This window comes from Paenibacillus sp. 598K (assembly GCF_003851045.1).
Lineage (GTDB): Bacteria > Bacillota > Bacilli > Paenibacillales > Paenibacillaceae > Paenibacillus_D.
On record NZ_BFBX01000061.1, the window covers coordinates 13,247 to 33,068 of the forward strand.

Sequence of the window (19,822 nt, forward strand, 5' to 3'; positions counted from 1 at the left end):
CCGCAGCCGCTCTCCTCCTCGATCGGACTGCCGACGTATGGCCGCGAAGGTAGCGCCATCTCCTGGGCCAGCACCGACCCGGCCGTGATCGACGGGAGCGGGCGCGTCCGTCGTCCGGCCAGCGATCAGCCGGCCGCCCAGGTCGTGCTGACGGCGACGGTGAGCAAGGGAGCGGTCGCGATGACCAAGTCCTTCACGATGACGGTCAAGCCGCATCGGGCGCGTACAGCGGAGCCGGAGAAGTTCCAGGTTGGCGTCTTCTGGCCGCCGACCTGGGAGTACACCAACGATCAGCAGTACCAGTGGCTACAGGAAGCGCATGTCGACGTGCTGCAAAATGTGCTCGGCTCCGGCCTCGACACCGAGTCGCGCAATCTGCGCATGCTGGAGCTGGCGGAGGCGCATGATCTGAAGGTCAATGTCGCCGATCCGCGCATTCGCGGTACGGATGCTCAGATTCAGGAAGTGGTGGAGACGTACAAGGATTACTGGGCGACCGGCGGCTACTATATCCGCGACGAGCCGGGGATCGGCGAGCTGCCGCGCGAGGCCCATATTTACCGCGAGGTGCTAGAGCATGACAATACCAAAAATCCGTACGTCAACCTGTTCCCCAATATTTATGGCGCAGCGTACGAGACGGACTATGTGCGCGCCTGGGTCGAGGAGGTAGGGGCGGACAATCTTCGCTACCTCTCGTACGACAACTATCCGTTCTTGACCAACGGGCAATTCGCCAACAACTATTACGATACGGCCGACATCATCCGGCGCGTCGGACTGGAGTACGGCATCAAGACGGCCTCCTATCTGCAATCGGTCGGCTTTGGCTCCTCGCCAAGCGCGCTCAGCCACCGCCAGCCAAGCGCGGACGATATGCGGTTCAACGTGTACTCCTATCTGGCTTATGGCTTCAAGTATGTGACCTGGTTCACCTACTGGACGCCGACGGGGCGCGGCGAGCATTTCGAGGATGCGATCATCGACCCGCAAGGCAACAAGACGGCGCGCTATGCGCCGTTCCAGCAGCTCAATAGCGAGATGCAGCAGCTCGGCAAGACGCTGATCGATCTTGACGCGCATCAGGTCTATCATACCGGCGCGACGCTGCCGACAGCGTCGACCAAGCGGCTGCCTGTTGACTTTTATCTGCAGCCTGCCAATCCGGCCGACGAGATGATCGTCTCGTATATGATCCATCAGGACACCGGCGAGACGTATGCGATGGTCGTCAATCGCTCGATGACGCAGAGCCGGACGTTCACGCTGCAGGCGGACAGTCTGATCAGCGACATCCGCGAGGTATCCAAGACGACGGGACTCGAGGTACCGACCGGCTATAATGCTGCCTCGGGCACGCTGACGGCTAGCTACCAGCCAGGCGAGGGCAAGCTGTATGCGCTCGGCGAGCTGCCCTACTACGACGAGCGTCATCCGTATGGCAATCTGGCCTACCAGAAGCCCGTCACGGCCTCCAGCGACGTCGCCAACTGGGGCTGGAGCAAGGCCCATCTCGTCGACGGTCAGCGTGTGGGCGGCGCGGGGGCCAACGACGCCAAGGGCTGGAGCAGTCTGCCTGCATCGACGCAGCCTGCGACGCCGGCATGGGTCAGCATCGATCTCGAGCAGGCGTATCCGGTCGGTCGCGTCGAGCTGTGGCCGCGCAATGATGCCGGGCAGCAGGTCGGCGTCGGCTTCCCGCTCGATGTGCAGGTGCGGCTGTCGAGCGACGGGACCACCTGGCAGACGGTGGAGACGCGCATCGATGCGCCGCAGCCAGTGGACGGCAGCCCGTTGACGCTGACCTTCCCCGCCCAGTCGGCCCGGTATGTGCGGGTCGAGGCTGCGCGATTGCGGACCGAGCCGTTTGGCAGCTACGCGTTTCAGTTAGCCGAACTGGAGGTTTATCGACAATAGAGGTGCGATGGCCCCACCCCTGGGGCCATATCTTTGCTCGTCAGCGTACGCATACCCGAGCCCGCGTTTGCATCGCAAGCACGCACAGCCAATGTTTGGATAATCGTTGTTTGCAACTTCAGGCTGGGGTCAAGCGTCTAATTTGTGAAGGATGTTTCAACCCACTTATTCCAGGGTATATCTCCTTATAACGTATGAACTGGAAGTTCACTGTAAGCCCTCCGGACGTGTCCGACAGGGCTTTTTGGGCTGCCAATTTATTCCGGGTCCTAGATGCGTGACGCTGCTTTTTACTTCTTACGACCTAGCCGGACTTGTTCATAATGTTGCCAATTATATTTCATTCATTTGGCAATTTTATTGGCAAGCCTTGGTTTGAAAGCGTTTTCCAAATATTCAATGAGAAAATATTCATCTTTTTCCCCCAGTTGCCAATCGCCTCTGACTGGGTGTCCCGCCAATAGGCAATTGGGCCTGACGATGGATGCTAGCGGAGGAGGACTGGCTCTAGAATGGAGTCAGCATTCCGCCGAGAGGAGGACAGGCAGTCTACGTTTCAAGTCCAAACTGGAGGGTGAATACTTTTGAAAAAAACATGGCTCGTGATGTTGGTAGTGACGTTGTTGGCGCCCCTGGCGGCCATCCCTGATCAAGCGGCGGCGGCAACGCAAATCGAAGTTAAGGAAACGGTCAGCTTCCGCGACAAGCCCAGCACTTCCTCCGAGGTCATCCGTTATCTGAAATCCGGCGAACAACTGGTTGTGCTCAGCGAGCCTAACTCTTACTGGTATGAGGTGCTTGCCGATGACGGCACGTCGGGCTACGTCTCATCGAGCTCGCAATACATAACTGCTGCTGTGGCAGACGAAGACGCTCGCGCTGTCGCAAGCGCCAGTGCCAATGCAAGCTCTAACGCCAGTGCTAGCGCTAGTGCAAGCTCCAAGAAAGGCGAGATCGTCGCCTCTGTAGCCTTCCGGACGAGCCCGTCGACGGGCGCTTCACGCATCCGTTATCTGAGCCGGGGCGAGACCGTCACCGTCCTGAGTCAGCCGAACAGCTACTGGTATCAGGTCCGCGATTCGCGGGGCACGACGGGCTACGTCAGCAGCCAGTCGCAATATATCCGGGTCAGCGGAGGCACCGTTGCACCGCCGACTAGCGGCTCCTCGCAGAGCAGCAAGGTCGAGAAGGTGATCAATGTCGGCATGAGCTTCCTCGGTACGCCTTACCAATACGGCTCCAACCGCAACAGCACTCGATACTTCGATTGCTCGGCCTTCGTCAGACGGGCGTTCCAGAATGCGCTGAATGTTACGTTGCCGGCCGACTCCAGAGGACAGGGCAACTATGTCAAGAACAAGGGCAACGCCAAGAGCAACTGGCGTCAGCTGCAACGCGGCGATCTGATGTTCTTCATGAGCTACCGCGGTACCAGCGCCTCTTCGTATAGCGGCGTCAACAAGTCCAAGGCGACGATCACGCATGTCGGCATCTATCTCGGCGACGGCAAGGTGCTGCACACCTACTCCAAGGAATCGGGCGGCGTGCGTACAGACAGCATCGTCGGCAAGCATTGGGAGCACCGCTTCCTGTTCGGCGGCTCGGCGCTGTAGCGTTGACGCGAGCAGTCATAAACCGTAAGCTAGAGTTATAAGCATACCACTGGTAGAGGGAGGGGAGTGTCTGTCATGAAGAAACGTTCGCTTGGCGCATTGGCTTCGGGTTATGGATACTCCACGGCTGTTTTTTTCTAGAAGCGCTGCAGACGGGATACGTATGTCTATCAGCGCCAAGGAGAACAGCACTTCCTAACCAGTGAGGGTGTATGCACATGAGTAAAGTAACGCGAAGCAATCCGGCAGGGGTAAGCCCGCCGGTAGGAAAGTACAGTCATCTGACGAGGATCCCCAGGGGAGCCGCGTTGTATGTCAGCTCCGGGCAGGTCGGCACGGCGCCGGACGGCAGTCTGCCGGCCGCGCTGTCGGAGCAGATCGCCCATACGTTCCGCAACATCGCCGCGCTGCTCCAGTCTGAGCGGCTGGAGGCCGGCGATATCGTGAAGGTCAATATCTGGGCCACCGAGGAGCTGGACTGGACGTATCTGTATGAGCAGTGGGACGCGCTATTCGGCGGCAGCTATCCGTCGATGACCGTCGGCTATGTGAGCGCCCTCGGTCTGCCGGAGTTGAAGATCGAGATCGAGCTGTGGATGGCTCGCGTCGAGCATGGCGAGGACGGATAGCCATGCAGTAGATACGACGATGCAGCAGACACTGCCATGCGGTAGGATACGACATGCAGCAGACACGACGGAGCAGGCACGGCCGCGTAGTACGCACGGTCGTGCGCAATGGCGAGAGCCGCGGGATTATTCCCGCGGCTCTTTGCGTGCGACGCCGCTCGATATCGCGGCCTGGATGACGCGACGCCGGACTTCCTCGACGACGCGCTGGTTGAATACGCTTGGGATGATATAAAGCGGGCCGAGCTCATCGGGGGCAATCACCGAGGCGATCGCTTCGGCGGCAGCCAGCTTCATCGCTTCGTTGATCTCGCTGGCCCGGCAGTCGAGCGCGCCCCGGAAGATGCCGGGGAAGCAGAGCACATTGTTGATCTGATTGGGGTAGTCCGAGCGCCCGGTAGCGAACACGGCGACCAGGTCCTCGGCTTGCTCGGGCCGGATCTCAGGCTCGGGATTGGCCATCGCAAAGACGATCGGCTGCTCCGCCATCGAGCCGATATGCTCGCGCGTCAGGATACCGCCCGCCGAGACGCCGATGAATACGTCGGCCTGCTGCAGTGCCTCGGCGAGCCCGCCCTGGAGCCGCTCGGGGTTGGTATGCTCGGCATACCATTGCCACATCGGATGCTCGTAGGTTCGATCTGCGGTCAGGATGCCCTCGCGGTCGACGCCGAGGATGTTGGTCGCGCCGCCGGCGAGCAGCATCTTGGTGCAGGCGGTGCCGGCAGCGCCGATGCCGCAGACGACGATACGCACGTCCTCGATCGCCTTGCCGACCAGCTTGAGCGCATTGAGCAAGCCGGCATAGAGGACGACGGCGGTGCCGTGCTGATCGTCGTGGAATACCGGGATATCGAGCTCCTCGCGCAGCCGCCGTTCGATCTCAAAGCAGCGCGGCGCAGCGATGTCCTCCAGATTGATGCCGCCAAAGGCCGGGGCGATCGCCTTGACGGCGGCGATGACGCTCTCCGTATCCTGCGTATCGAGGCAGATCGGAAAGGCATCGACCTCGCCGAATTGCTTGAACAGCATCGCCTTGCCCTCCATCACAGGCATCGCCGCATAGGGGCCGATATTGCCCAGGCCAAGCACGGCGCTGCCGTCGGAGACGACGGCGACCATATTGCGTTTGATCGTAAGGGTAAATGCCTTGGACGGGTCGTCATGGATGGCGGTGCAGACGCGCGCCACCTCGGGCGTATAGACGCGCGAGAGATCGTCACGATTCTGGATCGGCGACTTGGGGGCGATGGCGATCTTGCCGCCGAGATGGAGCAAGAAGGTGCGGTCCGATACGTTGACTAGGCGGATGCCCGGAAGCTCGCCGAGCGCGTCGGCGATCCGGCTGGCGACGCCGGTCGCGCCAACCTTGACGGTCAGATCGCGTACCGTCTTCTCACGACCGGTCTGAATAACGTCGATGGCGACGACGTCGCCGCCGGCCTGCTCGATCGCCGATGCGGCGCGGCTGAAGTTGGCGAGTTGGGTATCCAGCTCTACGCGCAGGATGATGGTTTTGCCGTCCAGCGATTTTCCATTCATAGCGATCCCTCCGTTTTTCTACTATATATTACCCGCACGCGAAACAGAAAAACCGCCTATCCGGTGATAGCGGCGGCGGTCTCTAGGTGTCTATTGCTAAGTGGCGCAGCGGGGGCGCCGCGTCATTGAAGTGTGTCCAGCATGTTCAGCACAGCCTCCGAGCATTTGGTCGGGCTGTATTGTTGATTGCGCTTGCTGATGAGCGTATGGCGGAACTGCGAGGCGGCATACGGCTCCTTAATCATCGTGAACCAACGGTCGATCGTCTCGGTCGAGGACAGCATCTCGCCGAAGCCGTGCTGGATAAAATATTCGCAGTTCTCTTCCTCCTGGCCGGGAATCGGCTCGTAGAACAGCATCGGGATGCCCTTGCTCAGTCCTTCCGTGCAGGTCATGCCGCCCGGCTTGGTGATGAGCAGATCCGATACGTCCATCAGCTTGCTGACGTCGTTGGTAAAGCCAAGCACGCGAATGTTGGGATGCTGGAAGTCTGGTTCCGCGAGCAGCTTTTCCCGTACTTTCTCGTTGCTGCCGACGCAGAAGATCAGTTGTATGTTCTCCCGCCAGCGGGTCATATATTCCATGATATGATTGTTGTCGCTGAGCAGTCCCCAGCCGCCTCCCATGATGAGCACCGTCGGCATGTTCTTCAGCTCGAACTCTTGCTGGATGGCCAGCTTGTCGTAGGAGTGCCAGAACGTCGGGTGGACCGGGATGCCTGTCACCTCGATCCGACTGGCCGGGATGCCGTGCGACATCAGCTTTTTCTTCACGAGCGGGGTGGAGACGAAGTATTGATTCACCTCCGGACTGGTCCAGGTGCCATGCGCATCATAATCCGTAATCAGGGTATATAGAGGAACGTCCAGACCAAGGCGCTTGAGCCGGGCGACGACGGCGTTGGGCACCGGGTGAGTGCAGACGATCAGGTCTGGCTTCAGCTGCGAGATGACTTGTGAGGTCTGGGTATAAAATACGCGATGCAGCGCCAGCTGCGTAAAGCGATTGAGCGACTTGTGGTACTGTGTGCGATACATCATGCCGACCAGCTTGGGCTGCTTGCTGACGGTCTTGCGATATGCCGACATGATCCAGGGTCCGACGACCGGGTTGAGAAATTTGCCCAATTCAATGACGCGGGCCTGAATGCCCGGGGAGAGCTGCTTCAGTCCCATGGCCAGCGCATAGGCAGCTTGGGTATGTCCGGAGCCGAAACCTTCGGAGAGCAGAAGCACTCTTTTCTTCCGCATCATCTCACCTACTTTTCCTAATTACCATATTACGACTTGAAAGCAGTCAAGACAAGTTCCGAAATAGCACTTGCACCTCTCTACTACATTAAATTATCCTAAAGGATAAGTAAACTACCCTATTGTTTGGGAAAAAACGGCGCATCGCCGACCAGGGGGAACCGCGAATGAATGAAGCAAAAACAGGATATGAGATCGGTTCCATCGTTAAGATGGATTACAAAACCGGCGTCTATGTCGGGGAGTTCATGGAGCAAAACGGCCCTCGCGCCGTCGTTAAGGTGCTGGCAGTGCTGAAGCATCCCGATCAAGGCGACCTGCATCACCCGTACGACCCTGACGTACCGATGTTCCACGAGCGCCGCGCGCTCAGCTACACGGAGAAGGCGCTGGCGCCGCTGCGGGACATCAAGCTCCATACGGGAGAGGTGCCCGAGTACAAGGCGTCGCTGGAGCGTTCGCTGCAAGCCGAGATCGAGATGCTCGACAAGCTGAAGCGTTGGGCCGAGCGCGGGCTGGATCAGCTGGAAGGTCTCCGCCGCGAGTACAGATAGCCGAACCCGGGCGGGATTGATGCCTGCCAAGGAGAAATAAAGCCATGACCGCAAAGGGGATGATCCCGGGATGGTCATGGCTTTTCGTATCGTTACTTATTAATAAAGGCGGTTTTGGTAGGCGCGCTGTAGACGACCTGGAAGCCGAGTCCGTCGGCCAGCACGGCGAGCGGCACATACGTCTTCATCTCGCCGTTCATCGGCTGCAAGTAAGCAGGCGTGTCGATCGGCACCTGCTGGCCATTCACCCGCATGGCTGTCCCGTCGATCTGGAGCACGACCTCGCGGTCGCCGCTGCCGATCGTCGCGGACTTCGTCTTGGCATCCCACACGGTCGTCGCCTGCATGGCGTCGGCGATATCCTTGATCGCCAGATAAGTGCGGTTATTCTTGATCACCGGGCGGTTGACGGTAATCACCTCGCGTCCGTTGACGACGACGGAGATGTCGACGCCATCGGCGCGTGGCGCGACTCGTCGCTCCTCGCCCCAGATCGTCTCGGCGAAGGCGCCGCCGATCGCGGCGTAGCCGGTCTGGTTCGGATGGATGTCGCGGCGCATGATGTAGGTCATCGCCAGCTCCTTGCCGACGAACGCCTCGGCGCTGTAGGCGGCCCGCACGTCGCTGCCGCGATCGTCGAAGCCGGCTACGACCTCGCCGAGCCGCTCCTGGACGAGACCGATCGTCTCTTGGAACAGCTTATACTGGGAGGCAGTTATGCCCGCAGCAGCAAGATTAGGCGCTGGCGAGTAGAAGTCCGAGACGACGATGCGCGCAGCCGGCTGCAGCTCGAGGAGCTTCTCGATCGAGGCGGTCAGCGACGCGGCGTAAGCATCCAGCGTATCCGTCCGCCAAGCGGCAATCTCCTCGGGGCTCTTGCCCACGATGTCCATGAGCGAAGTGAAGTTGTTGGCGCCGATCGTGAGGACGACCAGATCGGCCTGACGCAGATCCTCGGCGAGGCTCGCCGTGCGGGCGAGGATCGCTGCCGCGCGCGGGTCGGCAGACGCCCCGGCGATATCCGCCGTCTGGACGGCGCGGCCGCCCTGGGCAGCGCTCAGCCAGGCGTCCAGTCCCTCTACGCGCAAGCCGAGCACGCCGTAGTTGACCACCTCGGCGCGCCCGCGGAAGAGCGCCTGCTCGTAGACGCGCTCCACATAGCCATACGGGGACGAGCTCTCCGTGAAGCCGAACTCGTAGCCTGCGGTCAGCGAGTCGCCGATTGCGACGATTCGGTACGACTCGTGAGCGGCGATCTGGGACGGGGTTGCGGCGACAGGTGCAGTAGCGGCGAAGGCCGACGGCGCCGCGGGCAGCGAACCGAGCAGCAGCGAGCCCGTGAGCAGGGCGGCAGCGGAGAAGCGGCTCCATTTCCTAAACTTGTTATACAATCATTCCACATCCTTTTGCTATAATAAAAATTAATAAATTGCTATCGTTTTGGCCTGATGATAAAATAATGTAATAACAAACGCGCCGGAGCTCTGACCTGCCAAAGCTTGCAAATCCTATGGCTGTGATGCGCTTCACTGCCCGAAAACGATGATGGGGATTCACCTTTCTGATGCAGATGATCATGCAATTAGTGCAAACTTTTCGTGATTTGATGCATTATGTAAGGCTCGGTCACCGTGTATGCTTAAGTCCATATACTCAGGAACCGCCTGACCCAGTTGTCTTCCCTGCACGCTCCAAGGGAATGGTTTACAGCTCTATTCTATGTTAAAAAGGGCGGGAGCGAAAGCTTTTTGTTGTCGCAAGCAAGCCGGCAAGCGTCTAGTCGTGACGGCTGGCGCGGACGGCTTAAGCTTCCGGCAGGACGGGCGCAGACTCCAGGTCAAGGCCTGGAGCTACGCGGCGGACGGATGGTCGCAGTATGGAAGGTTCGATCAAATCTTTTGATAGAAAGGTTGCATTGCATACAATGAATGATACACGTTATGGATTGCCGCCTAAGCAAGGCCTGTATGATCCGCAGTATGAGAAAGACGCTTGCGGCATGGGGTTTGTGGCGCACATCAAAGGCATCAAATCACACACAATCGTACGTCAGGCATTGACGGTGCTGGAAAATATGGAGCATCGGGGAGGTCAGGGCAGCGAGCCGAACACTGGCGATGGCGCTGGCATCCTGATCCAGATCCCGCATGGCTTCTTCGCGCGCGAGATGGCCAAGGCAGACGTCGTGCTGCCGGCAGAGGGGGATTATGCCGTCGGCATGATCTTCCTCCCGCAGGAGGCGGACGTCCGCGAGGAGCAGGAGCGTCGGCTCGAGGCGATCATCGCCGAGGAAGGCCAGACGCTGCTGGGCTGGCGGACCGTGCCGACCAACGACGAGAAGCTCGGCGAATCGGCGCTGGCGGCTAAGCCGTATGTCCGTCAAGTGTTCATCGGCCGCGCCGCTGGACTCGAGGGCGAGCTGCCCTTTGAGCGCAAGCTGTACGTCATCCGCAAGCGCGCCGAGCATGCGATTCGCTATGCCGGTCTCGAAGGCGGGGACAAGTTTTATTTCTCCAGCCTTTCGAGCAAGAAGATCGTCTACAAAGGCATGTTGACTACCGAGCAAGTTCGCGCATTCTACCTCGAGCTGAACGACGAGACGCTCGAGACGGCGATTGCGCTGGTCCACTCGCGCTTCAGCACCAACACCTTCCCGAGCTGGGAGCGCGCGCACCCCTATCGTTATATCATTCATAATGGCGAGATCAACACGCTGCGCGGCAATGTGAACTGGATGCATGCCCGGCAGTCGCTGTTCGCCTCGGAGCTGTTCGGCGAGGATATGGATAAGATCAAGCCGATCATCAATCCCGACGGTTCGGATACCGCCATGTTCGACAATACACTGGAATTCCTCTACCTCTCCGGACGCTCGCTGCCGCATGCGGCGATGATGATGATCCCGGAGCCATGGTCCAATCACGAGAGCATGGACGACGACAAAAAAGCATTCTACGAGTACCATAGCACGCTGATGGAGCCATGGGACGGACCGGCTGCGATGGGCTTCACCGACGGCACCCGGATCGGAGCGACTCTCGACCGCAACGGTCTGCGTCCGGCGCGCTATTATGTCACCAAGGACGACGTCATCATCCTCGGCTCCGAAGCCGGCACCGTGCAGGTCGATCCAGCCAACATCCTCTATAAGGACCGTCTGCGTCCGGGACGGATGCTGCTGGTCGATACGGAGCAAGGCCGCATCATCTCCGACGAGGAGGTCAAATCGGAGATCGTCGCCGAGAATCCTTACCGCGACTGGCTCAATGAGCATCTCGTCGGGCTTGAGGAGCTGCCGGAGGCGCCTGAGCTGCCGGAGCCGGATCATGCGACCGTCAAGCGTCGTCAGCAAGCGTTTGGCTACACCTATGAGGATCTGCGCCGGATCATCGAGCCGATGGCCAACAGCGGTGTCGAGCCGATCGCCTCGATGGGCTACGACGCGCCGCTCGCCGTACTCTCGGAGCGTCCGCAGCGGTTGTTCAACTACTTTAAGCAGCTGTTCGCGCAAGTGACGAACCCGCCGATCGATGCGATCCGCGAGGAGATCATCACCTCGACTGCGACGACGATCGGCTCCGAGCGCAATCTGCTCGCACCCGAGCCTGAGAGCTGTCGACATATCCGATTGGACTCGCCGATCCTCTCCAACGAGGACTTCGGCAGACTGCGTCATGTGCGTCGTCCAGGCTTCAAGTCGATCACGCTGCCGATCTTCTTCCCTGCCGATCAGGGCGAGGAAGGCTTGCGCGCCGCGCTGGCGGAGATGTGCGAGGCGGCAGACCGCGTCATCGATAAAGGTCATAATATCCTGATCCTGTCAGACCGCGGCATCGACCGCAACAATGCGGCTATCCCGTCGCTGCTCGCTGTATCGGCGCTGCACCATCATCTGATTCGTCAGGGCACGCGGACTCGCGTCAGCCTGCTGCTGGAGTCCGGCGAGCCGCGCGAGGTGCATCACTACGCGCTGCTGCTCGGCTACGGCGTGAGCGCGGTCAATCCATATCTGGCGTTCGAGTCGCTCGACGACATGATCCGCCAGGGCATGCTGACCAATATCTCGCACGACAAAGCTGTGCGCAACTATATCAAAGCCGCTACCAAGGGCGTCGTCAAGATCCTCTCCAAGATGGGCATCTCGACGATCCAGTCGTACCGCGGCGCGCAGATCTTCGAGGCGGTCGGTCTGAAGGAGGAGCTGGTCGACCAGTACTTCACATGGACTCCGTCGCGGATCGGCGGCATCGGTCTCGACGTCATCGCTCGCGAAGCGCTGGAGCCGCATCATCTGGCTTATGACGACAAGGAAGGGACCGAGCGCGAGCTCGATTCCGGCGGCGAGTATCAGTGGCGCAAGGACGGCGAGGAGCATCTGTTCAACCCGCAGACGATCCATACGCTGCAGATGTCTTGTCGAGCCAACGATTACAACCTGTACAAAAAATACTCCACGCTCGTCCAGAGCGAGGATCAGAAATACAATACGCTTCGCTCGCTGCTCTCCTTCAAGAAGGATGGCAACAGCATCCCGCTCGAGGAAGTCGAATCGGTCGAATCGATCGTCAAGCGGTTCAAAACCGGCGCGATGTCGTACGGATCGATCAGCAAGGAAGCGCATGAGACGCTGGCAATTGCGATGAACCGCATCGGCGGCAAGTCCAATACCGGCGAAGGCGGCGAGGACCCGGCGCGTTATATCCCGGATGCCAACGGCGATCTGCGTCGCAGCGCGATCAAGCAGGTAGCCTCCGGCCGCTTCGGCGTGACGAGTCAGTATCTGGTCAATGCCGACGAGATTCAGATCAAGATGGCGCAGGGCGCCAAGCCCGGCGAGGGCGGACAACTGCCTGGCCGCAAGGTGTACCCGTGGGTAGCCGAGGTGCGCGGCTCGACGCCGGGCGTCGGTCTGATCTCGCCGCCTCCGCATCATGACATCTACTCGATCGAGGATCTGGCAGAGCTGATCCACGATCTGAAGAATGCCAACCCGCGGGCCCGCATCAACGTCAAGCTCGTCTCGGCTGTAGGCGTAGGCACGATCGCCGCAGGCGTAGCCAAGGGCCGTGCCGACGTCATCCTGATCAGCGGCTATGACGGCGGCACCGGCGCATCGCCGATGAACTCGGTGCGTCATGCTGGCATGCCGTGGGAGCTCGGACTGGCAGAGACGCATCAGACGCTGATGCTCAACAATCTGCGAGACCGCGTCGTCGTCGAATGCGACGGCAAGATGATGAACGGCCGCGACCTGGCGATTGCCGCCCTGCTCGGAGCCGAGGAGTTCGGCTTCTCCACAGCGCCGCTGGTCGTCGTCGGTTGCGTCATGATGCGCGTCTGTCAGCTGGACACCTGTCCGGTCGGCGTCGCCACCCAGAACCCGGAGCTGCGCAAGAAGTTCACGGGCGATGCCGATCATGTCGTCAACTTTATGCTGTTCGTCGCTCAAGAGCTGCGCGAGATTATGGCGGAGCTGGGCTTCCGGACGATCGAGGAGATGGTCGGTCGCGTCGACAGGCTGGAGACCAAGCAGCTGATCGATACGTACAAGGCCAGAGGCGTGGACCTGACGCCGCTGCTGCATCAGCCTGAGGCGACCAAGGGCGCGGTGCGCCACAATGTACAGCAGCAGAACCACGGCCTCGAAGAGTCGCTCGATATGCTGCAGCTGCTGCCGCTGGCGATGCCTGCGCTGGAGAACGGCGAGCAAGTGTCCGGGACGCTGGACATCTGCAACACGAACCGCGTCGTAGGCACGATCCTCGGTAGCGAGGTAACGCGTCGTTATGGAGCGGCAGGGCTGCCGGAGGACACGATCAAGCTTCATTTCGTCGGCTCGGCAGGCCAGAGCTTCGGCGCTTTCGTGCCGAAGGGCATTACGCTCTCGCTGGAGGGCGACTCCAATGACTATGTCGGCAAAGGTCTCTCGGGCGGCAAGATCATCGTCGCGCCTTCCAAGGCGGCAACCTTCGCGGCAGAGGACAATGTCATCATCGGCAATACGGCTCTCTATGGCGCTACAGGCGGCGAGGCGTACATCCGCGGGATCGCGGGCGAGCGCTTCGCAGTGCGCAACAGCGGCGTATCGGTCGTCGTCGAGGGCGTGGGCGACCACGGCTGCGAGTATATGACCGGTGGCAGAGTGGTCGTGCTCGGCGAGACGGGACGCAACTTTGCGGCAGGCATGTCGGGCGGCATCGCCTATGTCCTCGACCGCAAGGGCGACTTCTATCGTCGCTGCAACCTGGAGATGGTCGGTCTCGAGCGCCTCGAGGAAGAGCAGGACATCGCCGAGCTGCGCCGCCTGATCGAGCGCCATGTCGAGTACACCGGCAGCGTGCCAGGCCAGGCCGTGCTGGACGACTGGGAGGCCTCGCTGGGGCAGTTCGTCAAGGTCATCCCCAAAGACTACAAACGGATGCTGGCGCAGATCGATAAGATGCACCGCTCCGGCCTCGAAGGCGAAGCCGCGCTGATGGCAGCCTTCGAAGCGAACATGCGCGAGCTGTCTCGCGTCGGCGGCAACTAGCGGCGAGACGCAGTGGATGGGCTAGGCCAAGAGGCTAGTAGATGAGTAGCGGAAGGCTAGCGGAAGACAATTACAGAGGACACCGGTTTGCTTAGCAGCAGACCGGTGTCTTTTTTGCTTTTTGCGAAAAAAGGGGGCGAACGAACCAAATAAGAATACCTATGTTCCTTAGGCCGATCGAACCGCCCGCCGCGCCTACCAGCGCCGCGCCCGAAGGGCAAGGCATAGCTCGGCCGACTCGCGGCATATACTGCCTTAGGAGCAAAAATTGAGGCACTGGGAACTTTTTGAAGATAACGGCGTCTAATTAACCAGACCCGGCAGTCGGGGCAGCCTCGGTGACGGCGCGAGGCGGCAGGCTGGTGCAGCTCGTTCGACAAAGTGAACCAGAGATTGGAAAAGTGCGCTTAGTTACAGTGCTGTTTCGACAAAAAAAGATCAAAAATGCGCGATCCGACAACGAGTATCCGACAGTCAAGTCTACCTGTTTTTAGCTATAATAGCAGTGTTGGTTGGACAAGTGGAAGTTGCAATGAGAGATAAGATGATAAAGGACGGGGAATGGGAGTGCTAGTGATGGTTAACCAAAACAAAGACAAGGATCCCCTTACGACTCCAGTTGAACTGGACATCAAGGACATCCTGAGTCAATTGGGCATCAGCCCAAGCAAGCTGCCGAATGACTTGATCGTAGCACTTCAAAAGAAAGAAAACCCCCGTTAATGGGGGTTTTCTTCATTTGACGGGGTTTTCTTCATTGTTAAAGGCGAGTGCGGTTATTTCATATTACGCTCGGCCCGCACGAAGGCGATGAAACGGCGGGACTCCTCAGGCGTCAGCTTGCGTCCGTCGATCGTCAGATCGAACTTCTCGAGTATCTCCTCATCGGAGAGCTCCAGTCGATCGACGAAGCTGCGTGTATCCTCGCTTAATATCATATCCGCAATCTCGGTGCGCCCTACGAGGTAATCGATCGATACCTTGAAGAGATCGGCGAATTTCGAGAGCGTCTCCATATCAGGCTCGCGCCGGTTTTTCTCGTAATGCGACAGAGCAGCACGAGAGATGCCCAGGAGCGTCGCCGTTTGTTCCTGCGTCCACCCTTGCGCCTCGCGAAGCTGTGCGATACGTCTACCAGTAATCATTATGCTCCTCCTAACCCTGTTAGCATCATAATAATATGTAAAAACGACGATTGCATGCAATGATACAATTAGTCGCAAAAATCAAAAAAACTGTGTCAAAGCTCTTGACTTGTTACATTTTGTATCGTAAAGTAAGGGATATATTGATACGATATGTATCACAATTCATCAGTATTCTCATTCTGTGACACGTTTATACGAGCGATGTCATATTTCCGCGAACGGAAGTGAGTCATGATCATCCGTACGAAGACCAAGCATACGCGGCGCAGGCATCTTCGAGTTCAATTGACACCGGCTGTTGTCGCCGAGCTGACTGTGGGCAGCATCGGAGGACAGGCCGTGACGACTCGCTCCAGACCGGTATTGCTGCTCAACATCAGTCCCGGAGGACTCTGCTTCATGTCTGTGCTTGATCTTCCGGTAAATATGAGCTACACGTTGAGACTGACGCTCGGCGCCCCTGTCCCGATGGTATTGCAGGGTCATGTGCGTTGGAAGCGACGACGCGACAACTTCTTCGAGTACGGCATCGCCTATGCACCCGCGCCTGCGCCCTCGCTCCAACGCAAGCTCATCCGGTTGCTTAATGGACTGCTGTTGCAGCAGAGTCCGTCACAAGCGACCATCCATTCACTCTATCGTCAAATCAATGGTCAAAAGCAGTACTGAAGCGCCAATCCGAGTCATCTGTTCCGTCAAAAACGGCAGATTACACAATCCTTACTTGTACCTCTTGTATTATAACGCAAAACCCGCCAAAAGTGGGAAACTGACGCAAAATAACCCCTTTGATCAGCGCTTTGCAGAAGCTTGGTCTGCATCGCGATCTTATTCAGGTTACCCCTGCTGAACCTTTATCACTGCGGGGACTCGATCATGCTGTGGGCCAGCGCGCCTTAGACGTGAATCGTCGAAGGTGTGATGCGAGGGCGGGTTAGATGCCCAATACCAAAAAAAAGAGAACAGGATAGGTGATTGGACGATGAAAAAGGTAAAAAAAGCGATTATTCCCGCAGCCGGTCTGGGCACCCGATTTTTGCCCGCAACGAAAGCCATGCCCAAGGAAATGCTGCCAATCGTCGATAAGCCAACGATTCAGTACATCGTCGAGGAAGCGATCGCCTCTGGAATCGAAGATATCCTGATCGTCACCGGCAAGGGCAAACGCGCGATCGAGGATCACTTCGACAATGCGTTCGAGCTGGAGCAGACGCTCTTCGAGAAGGGTAAGCACGATCTGCTGCGCGAGGTGCAGAAGTCGTCGGTGGTCGATATCCACTACATCCGTCAAAAAGAAGCGAAGGGGCTGGGGCACGCGGTCTGGTGCGCGCGCAACTTCATCGGCGATGAGCCGTTCGCCGTCCTGCTGGGCGACGACATCGTCCAGGCCAAGGTGCCATGCACGCGCCAGCTGATCGAGCAATACGAGCGGGTCGGCGCGTCGGTCGTAGGCGTGCAGACGGTCTCTTACGAGCAGACGCATCGCTACGGCATCGTCGATCCGATGGGCGAGCTTGACCGGCTCGTGCGGGTCCGGGAGTTCGTCGAGAAGCCGCCGCTCGGGCAAGCGCCCTCCAATCTGGCGATTATGGGCCGTTATGTGCTGACGCCGGAGATCTTCGGCTACCTGGAGCGTCAGGAGAGCGGCTCGGGCGGCGAGATCCAGCTGACCGATGCGATACAGAAGCTCAATGAGGCGAGCGGCGTCTATGCCTATGATTTTGAAGGCATCCGCTACGACGTCGGCGAGAAGCTGGGCTTTATCCTGACGACGCTCGAGTTCGCCTTGCGCAGCGACGAGCTCCGGGCGCCGCTGGTCAATGCCCTCGAGAGCATCCTGGAAAAGGAGCTGTTGAACAAGCTGGTGTCGGTACGGGGTGAGATGCGATGAGTCTGCCCAATCCGACGCAGGAGCCCGAACTGGCCGCCTCGGAGTCCGCCCGTTATTATCCGATGTCGCGGCAGAGCGCGGCCCTCAAGCGACGCGCCTATCTCCTCCTGAAGCGCTGCATCGACGTGCTCGGCGCGGCAGGCGGCTTGCTGCTGCTCTCGCCGCTGATGCTGGTCGTCGCCTTGATGATCAAGCTCGAGGATCCACGCGGTCGCATCTTTTATCATCAGACCCGGATCGGCAAGGATGAAAGGCCGTTCCGCATGTATAAACTGCGTTCGATGGTGAGCAACGCCGAGGAGCTGCTCGAGCAGCTGCGGGCGCGCAACGAGGTGAGCGGCGCGATGTTCAAAATGAAGGAGGATCCGCGGGTGACCCGGATTGGCCGCTTCATCCGTCGCACGAGCATCGACGAGCTGCCGCAGCTGTGGAATGTGCTGCGGGGCGAGATGAGCCTCGTCGGGCCGCGGCCGCCGTTGCCGACCGAGGTCGAGAGCTATACCGCCTTCGAGAAGCGTCGTCTCTCCGTCGTCCCCGGCTGCACCGGACTGTGGCAGGTGAGCGGTCGCAGCACGATCGGCTTCAAGGAGATGGTCGATCTGGATCTGGAATATATACGCAAACGGAGCACGTTCTACGATCTGAAAATTATGATTCGCACCTTTCGTGTCATGCTCGGCGCTAAGGACGCCTTTTAGGGAGCGGAGCCTAGTCGGCCCGGTGGCAAGAATCCTTCTACAGCGGCATACATATGAAGAAGACTTGGGAGTGAGGAGCTGAAGAAGTGAATCTATTGCCAACGGGACTGGAGGACGTGCTGCTCATCGAGACAGCTCGCTACGGGGATCACCGGGGTTATTTTGAAGAGTGCTACAACGCGGAGGTCTTTGCTCGCGCAGGACTGACACAATCGTTTGTCCAGGATAATCATTCGTATTCGGCCGATGCCGGGACGGTCCGCGGTCTCCACTATCAGCGGGCGCCGAAGGCGCAGACCAAATTGGTGCGCGTCGGCGTCGGCGCGATCTATGATGTGGCGGTCGACATCCGCCTCGGCTCGAAGACGTACGGCCACTGGGTCGGCGTCATCCTGAGCGAGAGCAACGGCCGGCAGCTGCTGGTGCCTGCGGGGTTCGCCCACGGGTTCTGCACGCTGGTGCCCGGTACGCATGTGTACTACAAGGTGGATGCGCTCTACGATCCTCAGCTGGATCGCGGCATCCTCTGGTCAGATCCGGCGCTTGGCATCGACTGGCCGGTCGCGGAACCGACGCTCTCGGCGAAGGATCTGGAGCTGCCTTCCCTCGAGCAAGCGGAAGCGGCAGGTGAACTCGATGGCTAAGCGCCTGGTGGCGGTGACGGGGGCCAAGGGACAGCTCGGTTGCGACCTGGTCGAGCAGCTATGTCGCGAGGGCTACGAGGTATCGGGGCCAGGCCGCGAGGAGCTTGATGTGACGGATCGCGAGAGCGTGCGGCGATGGCTGCAGGCTCGCAAGCCGGACGTCATCATCCATTCGGCTGCCTATACCGCAGTAGACGATGCCGAGCATGACGGCGATGCGGTGTGGCGAGTTAACGCCGAGAGCACGCGCGAGCTGGCGATCGCCGCCGAGGAGCTGGGGGCCAAGCTCGTGTACGTCAGCACCGACTATGTCTTCGGCAACAGCGGCTCTACCGCGCCTTATCTGGAGTCGATGGCGGTCGATCCGATCAATGTGTACGGCCGCAGCAAGGCGGCCGGCGAAGCTTATGTGCAGGAGCTGCACTCCCGCTGGTATATCGTACGCACTTCCTGGATGTACGGCCGCCATGGTCGCAACTTCGTGCAAGCGATGCTGGAGCTGTCTCGGGGCGAGATGCCGATCCAGGTCGTCGATGATCAGATCGGCTCGCCGACCTGGTCTGCCGATGTGAGCGCCTGTATCCTGCGGCTGATCGAGACGGAGAAGTACGGCATCTATCATGTGACCAATGCCGGGAGCTGCTCCTGGCACGAGTTCGCCACGGCCATCTTCGAGCTGAGCGGCATCGCGCAGCAGGTGCAGCCGGTCTCGTCGGCCGAGTTCGTCAGAGCTGCCCGCCGTCCGGCTTATTCGGTGCTGGCCCACAGCGCGCTGGCGGCGGGGGGATTCCCGCCGATGCGCCACTGGCGCGAGGCGCTGACCGACTATCTGGCAGGGATGAATGAACTGAAGTAGCCATAACATTAACGTGTAAGGGGCGTTCATACGATGAGATTGGTGTTATTGTCCGGCGGTTCGGGCAAGCGGCTCTGGCCGCTGTCCAACGACGCCAGAAGCAAGCAATTCCTGCCGGTGCTGGAAAGCCCGGCGGGAGAGCCGGAATCGATGGTGCAGCGCGTCTGGCGCCAGCTCGAGGAAGCGGGCTTGCAGGAGCGGGCGTACATCGCCACGAGCAAAAGCCAGGTGGAGATGCTCCATGCGCAGCTCGGTCCGCAGACAGCCATCGTCGTCGAGCCGCAGCGTCGCGATACATTCCCGGCGATCGCACTGGCGGCTGCCTATCTATACGCCATCGAAGGCGTGTCGCTGGAGGAGACGATCGTCGTGCTGCCGGTCGATCCGTATGTCGAGAGCGACTTCTATGAAGCGATCGCCGGCCTGCCCGAGGTGCTGGCATCGAGCGGCGCCGAGCTGGCGCTGATCGGCGTCGAGCCGACGTATCCCTCGGAGAAATACGGCTACATTGTGCCGCAAGCGGGGACCGCATCGGACGCCGCTTGCGGCAC

At 59.6% G+C, this 19,822-nt stretch carries 16 protein-coding genes; 12 read left to right on the plus strand and 4 right to left on the minus strand.

The features are described from left to right. From PA598K_RS18080 to PA598K_RS18090, 3 genes are all read left to right on the plus strand, one after another. On the plus strand, nt 1-1,917 hold a 1,917-nt coding region (locus tag PA598K_RS18080), incomplete at its 5' end, for a discoidin domain-containing protein (protein WP_185602078.1). Nucleotides 1,918-2,501: 584 nt separating this feature from the next. After that, a complete protein-coding gene (locus tag PA598K_RS18085) occupies nt 2,502-3,530 on the plus strand; it encodes a C40 family peptidase (RefSeq protein ID WP_260405478.1) in 1,029 nt (342 codons plus the stop codon). A 218-nt stretch (nt 3,531-3,748) separates the two neighbouring features. Continuing rightward, on the plus strand, nt 3,749-4,159 hold the full coding sequence (locus tag PA598K_RS18090; protein WP_185602079.1) for a RidA family protein: 411 nt from the start codon (nt 3,749-3,751) through the stop codon (nt 4,157-4,159). A 126-nt stretch (nt 4,160-4,285) separates the two neighbouring features. Here the strand turns inward: PA598K_RS18090 and PA598K_RS18095 are convergent, their stop codons facing one another. Together PA598K_RS18095 and PA598K_RS18100 are read right to left on the minus strand one after the other, a co-directional pair. After that, nucleotides 4,286-5,701: an NAD-dependent malic enzyme gene (locus tag PA598K_RS18095; RefSeq protein ID WP_128658310.1), complete on the minus strand. Its 1,416-nt coding sequence runs from the start codon at nt 5,699-5,701 to the stop codon at nt 4,286-4,288. Between the two features lie 122 nt (nt 5,702-5,823). Beyond that, nucleotides 5,824-6,951: an MGDG synthase family glycosyltransferase gene (locus PA598K_RS18100; RefSeq protein WP_185602082.1), complete on the minus strand. Its 1,128-nt coding sequence runs from the start codon at nt 6,949-6,951 to the stop codon at nt 5,824-5,826. A gap of 167 nt (nt 6,952-7,118) precedes the next feature. On the opposite strand from PA598K_RS18100, the gene kapB reads away from it, so the two are divergent. After that, nucleotides 7,119-7,505, plus strand: coding sequence for a sporulation phosphorelay system protein KapB (gene kapB / locus PA598K_RS18105; RefSeq protein ID WP_128658312.1), 387 nt, complete (start codon nt 7,119-7,121; stop codon nt 7,503-7,505). Nucleotides 7,506-7,597: 92 nt separating this feature from the next. Here kapB and PA598K_RS18110 read toward each other — a convergent pair whose 3' ends face one another. Next, nucleotides 7,598-8,896, minus strand: a complete 1,299-nt coding sequence (locus PA598K_RS18110) for a stalk domain-containing protein (protein ID WP_128658313.1) — start codon at nt 8,894-8,896, stop codon at nt 7,598-7,600. A 533-nt stretch (nt 8,897-9,429) separates the two neighbouring features. On the opposite strand from PA598K_RS18110, the gene gltB reads away from it, so the two are divergent. Further along, on the plus strand, nt 9,430-14,034 hold the full coding sequence (gene gltB, locus PA598K_RS18115; RefSeq protein ID WP_128658314.1) for a glutamate synthase large subunit: 4,605 nt from the start codon (nt 9,430-9,432) through the stop codon (nt 14,032-14,034). A 576-nt stretch (nt 14,035-14,610) separates the two neighbouring features. Further along, nucleotides 14,611-14,757 carry a hypothetical protein gene (locus PA598K_RS36305; RefSeq protein ID WP_185602080.1) on the plus strand — a complete coding sequence of 49 codons (147 nt, stop codon included), beginning with the start codon at nt 14,611-14,613 and terminating at the stop codon, nt 14,755-14,757. A gap of 53 nt (nt 14,758-14,810) precedes the next feature. On the opposite strand, the gene PA598K_RS18120 is transcribed toward PA598K_RS36305, so the two are convergent. Further along, nucleotides 14,811-15,179 (minus strand): helix-turn-helix domain-containing protein, encoded by a 369-nt coding sequence (locus PA598K_RS18120; RefSeq protein ID WP_128658315.1) that lies wholly within the window; start codon nt 15,177-15,179, stop codon nt 14,811-14,813. A 234-nt stretch (nt 15,180-15,413) separates the two neighbouring features. On the opposite strand from PA598K_RS18120, the gene PA598K_RS18125 reads away from it, so the two are divergent. From PA598K_RS18125 to PA598K_RS18150, 6 genes are all read left to right on the plus strand, one after another. Continuing rightward, nucleotides 15,414-15,851, plus strand: a complete 438-nt coding sequence (locus tag PA598K_RS18125; RefSeq protein WP_128658316.1) for a PilZ domain-containing protein — start codon at nt 15,414-15,416, stop codon at nt 15,849-15,851. Between the two features lie 313 nt (nt 15,852-16,164). Next, nucleotides 16,165-17,073 (plus strand): UTP--glucose-1-phosphate uridylyltransferase GalU, encoded by a 909-nt coding sequence (galU, locus tag PA598K_RS18130; RefSeq protein WP_128658317.1) that lies wholly within the window; start codon nt 16,165-16,167, stop codon nt 17,071-17,073. Further along, nucleotides 17,070-17,771, plus strand: coding sequence for a sugar transferase (locus PA598K_RS18135; RefSeq protein ID WP_128658318.1), 702 nt, complete (start codon nt 17,070-17,072; stop codon nt 17,769-17,771). The genes galU and PA598K_RS18135 overlap by 4 nt, the downstream gene beginning before the upstream one ends. A gap of 86 nt (nt 17,772-17,857) precedes the next feature. Next, entirely contained in the window at nt 17,858-18,415 is a 558-nt protein-coding gene (rfbC, locus tag PA598K_RS18140; RefSeq protein WP_128658319.1) for a dTDP-4-dehydrorhamnose 3,5-epimerase, read from the plus strand. After that, nucleotides 18,408-19,271 carry a dTDP-4-dehydrorhamnose reductase gene (gene rfbD, locus PA598K_RS18145; protein WP_128658320.1) on the plus strand — a complete coding sequence of 288 codons (864 nt, stop codon included), beginning with the start codon at nt 18,408-18,410 and terminating at the stop codon, nt 19,269-19,271. The genes rfbC and rfbD overlap by 8 nt, the downstream gene beginning before the upstream one ends. A 33-nt stretch (nt 19,272-19,304) precedes the next feature. After that, nucleotides 19,305-19,822: sugar phosphate nucleotidyltransferase (locus PA598K_RS18150; RefSeq protein WP_185602081.1), on the plus strand; the 518-nt coding region annotated here is incomplete at its 3' end.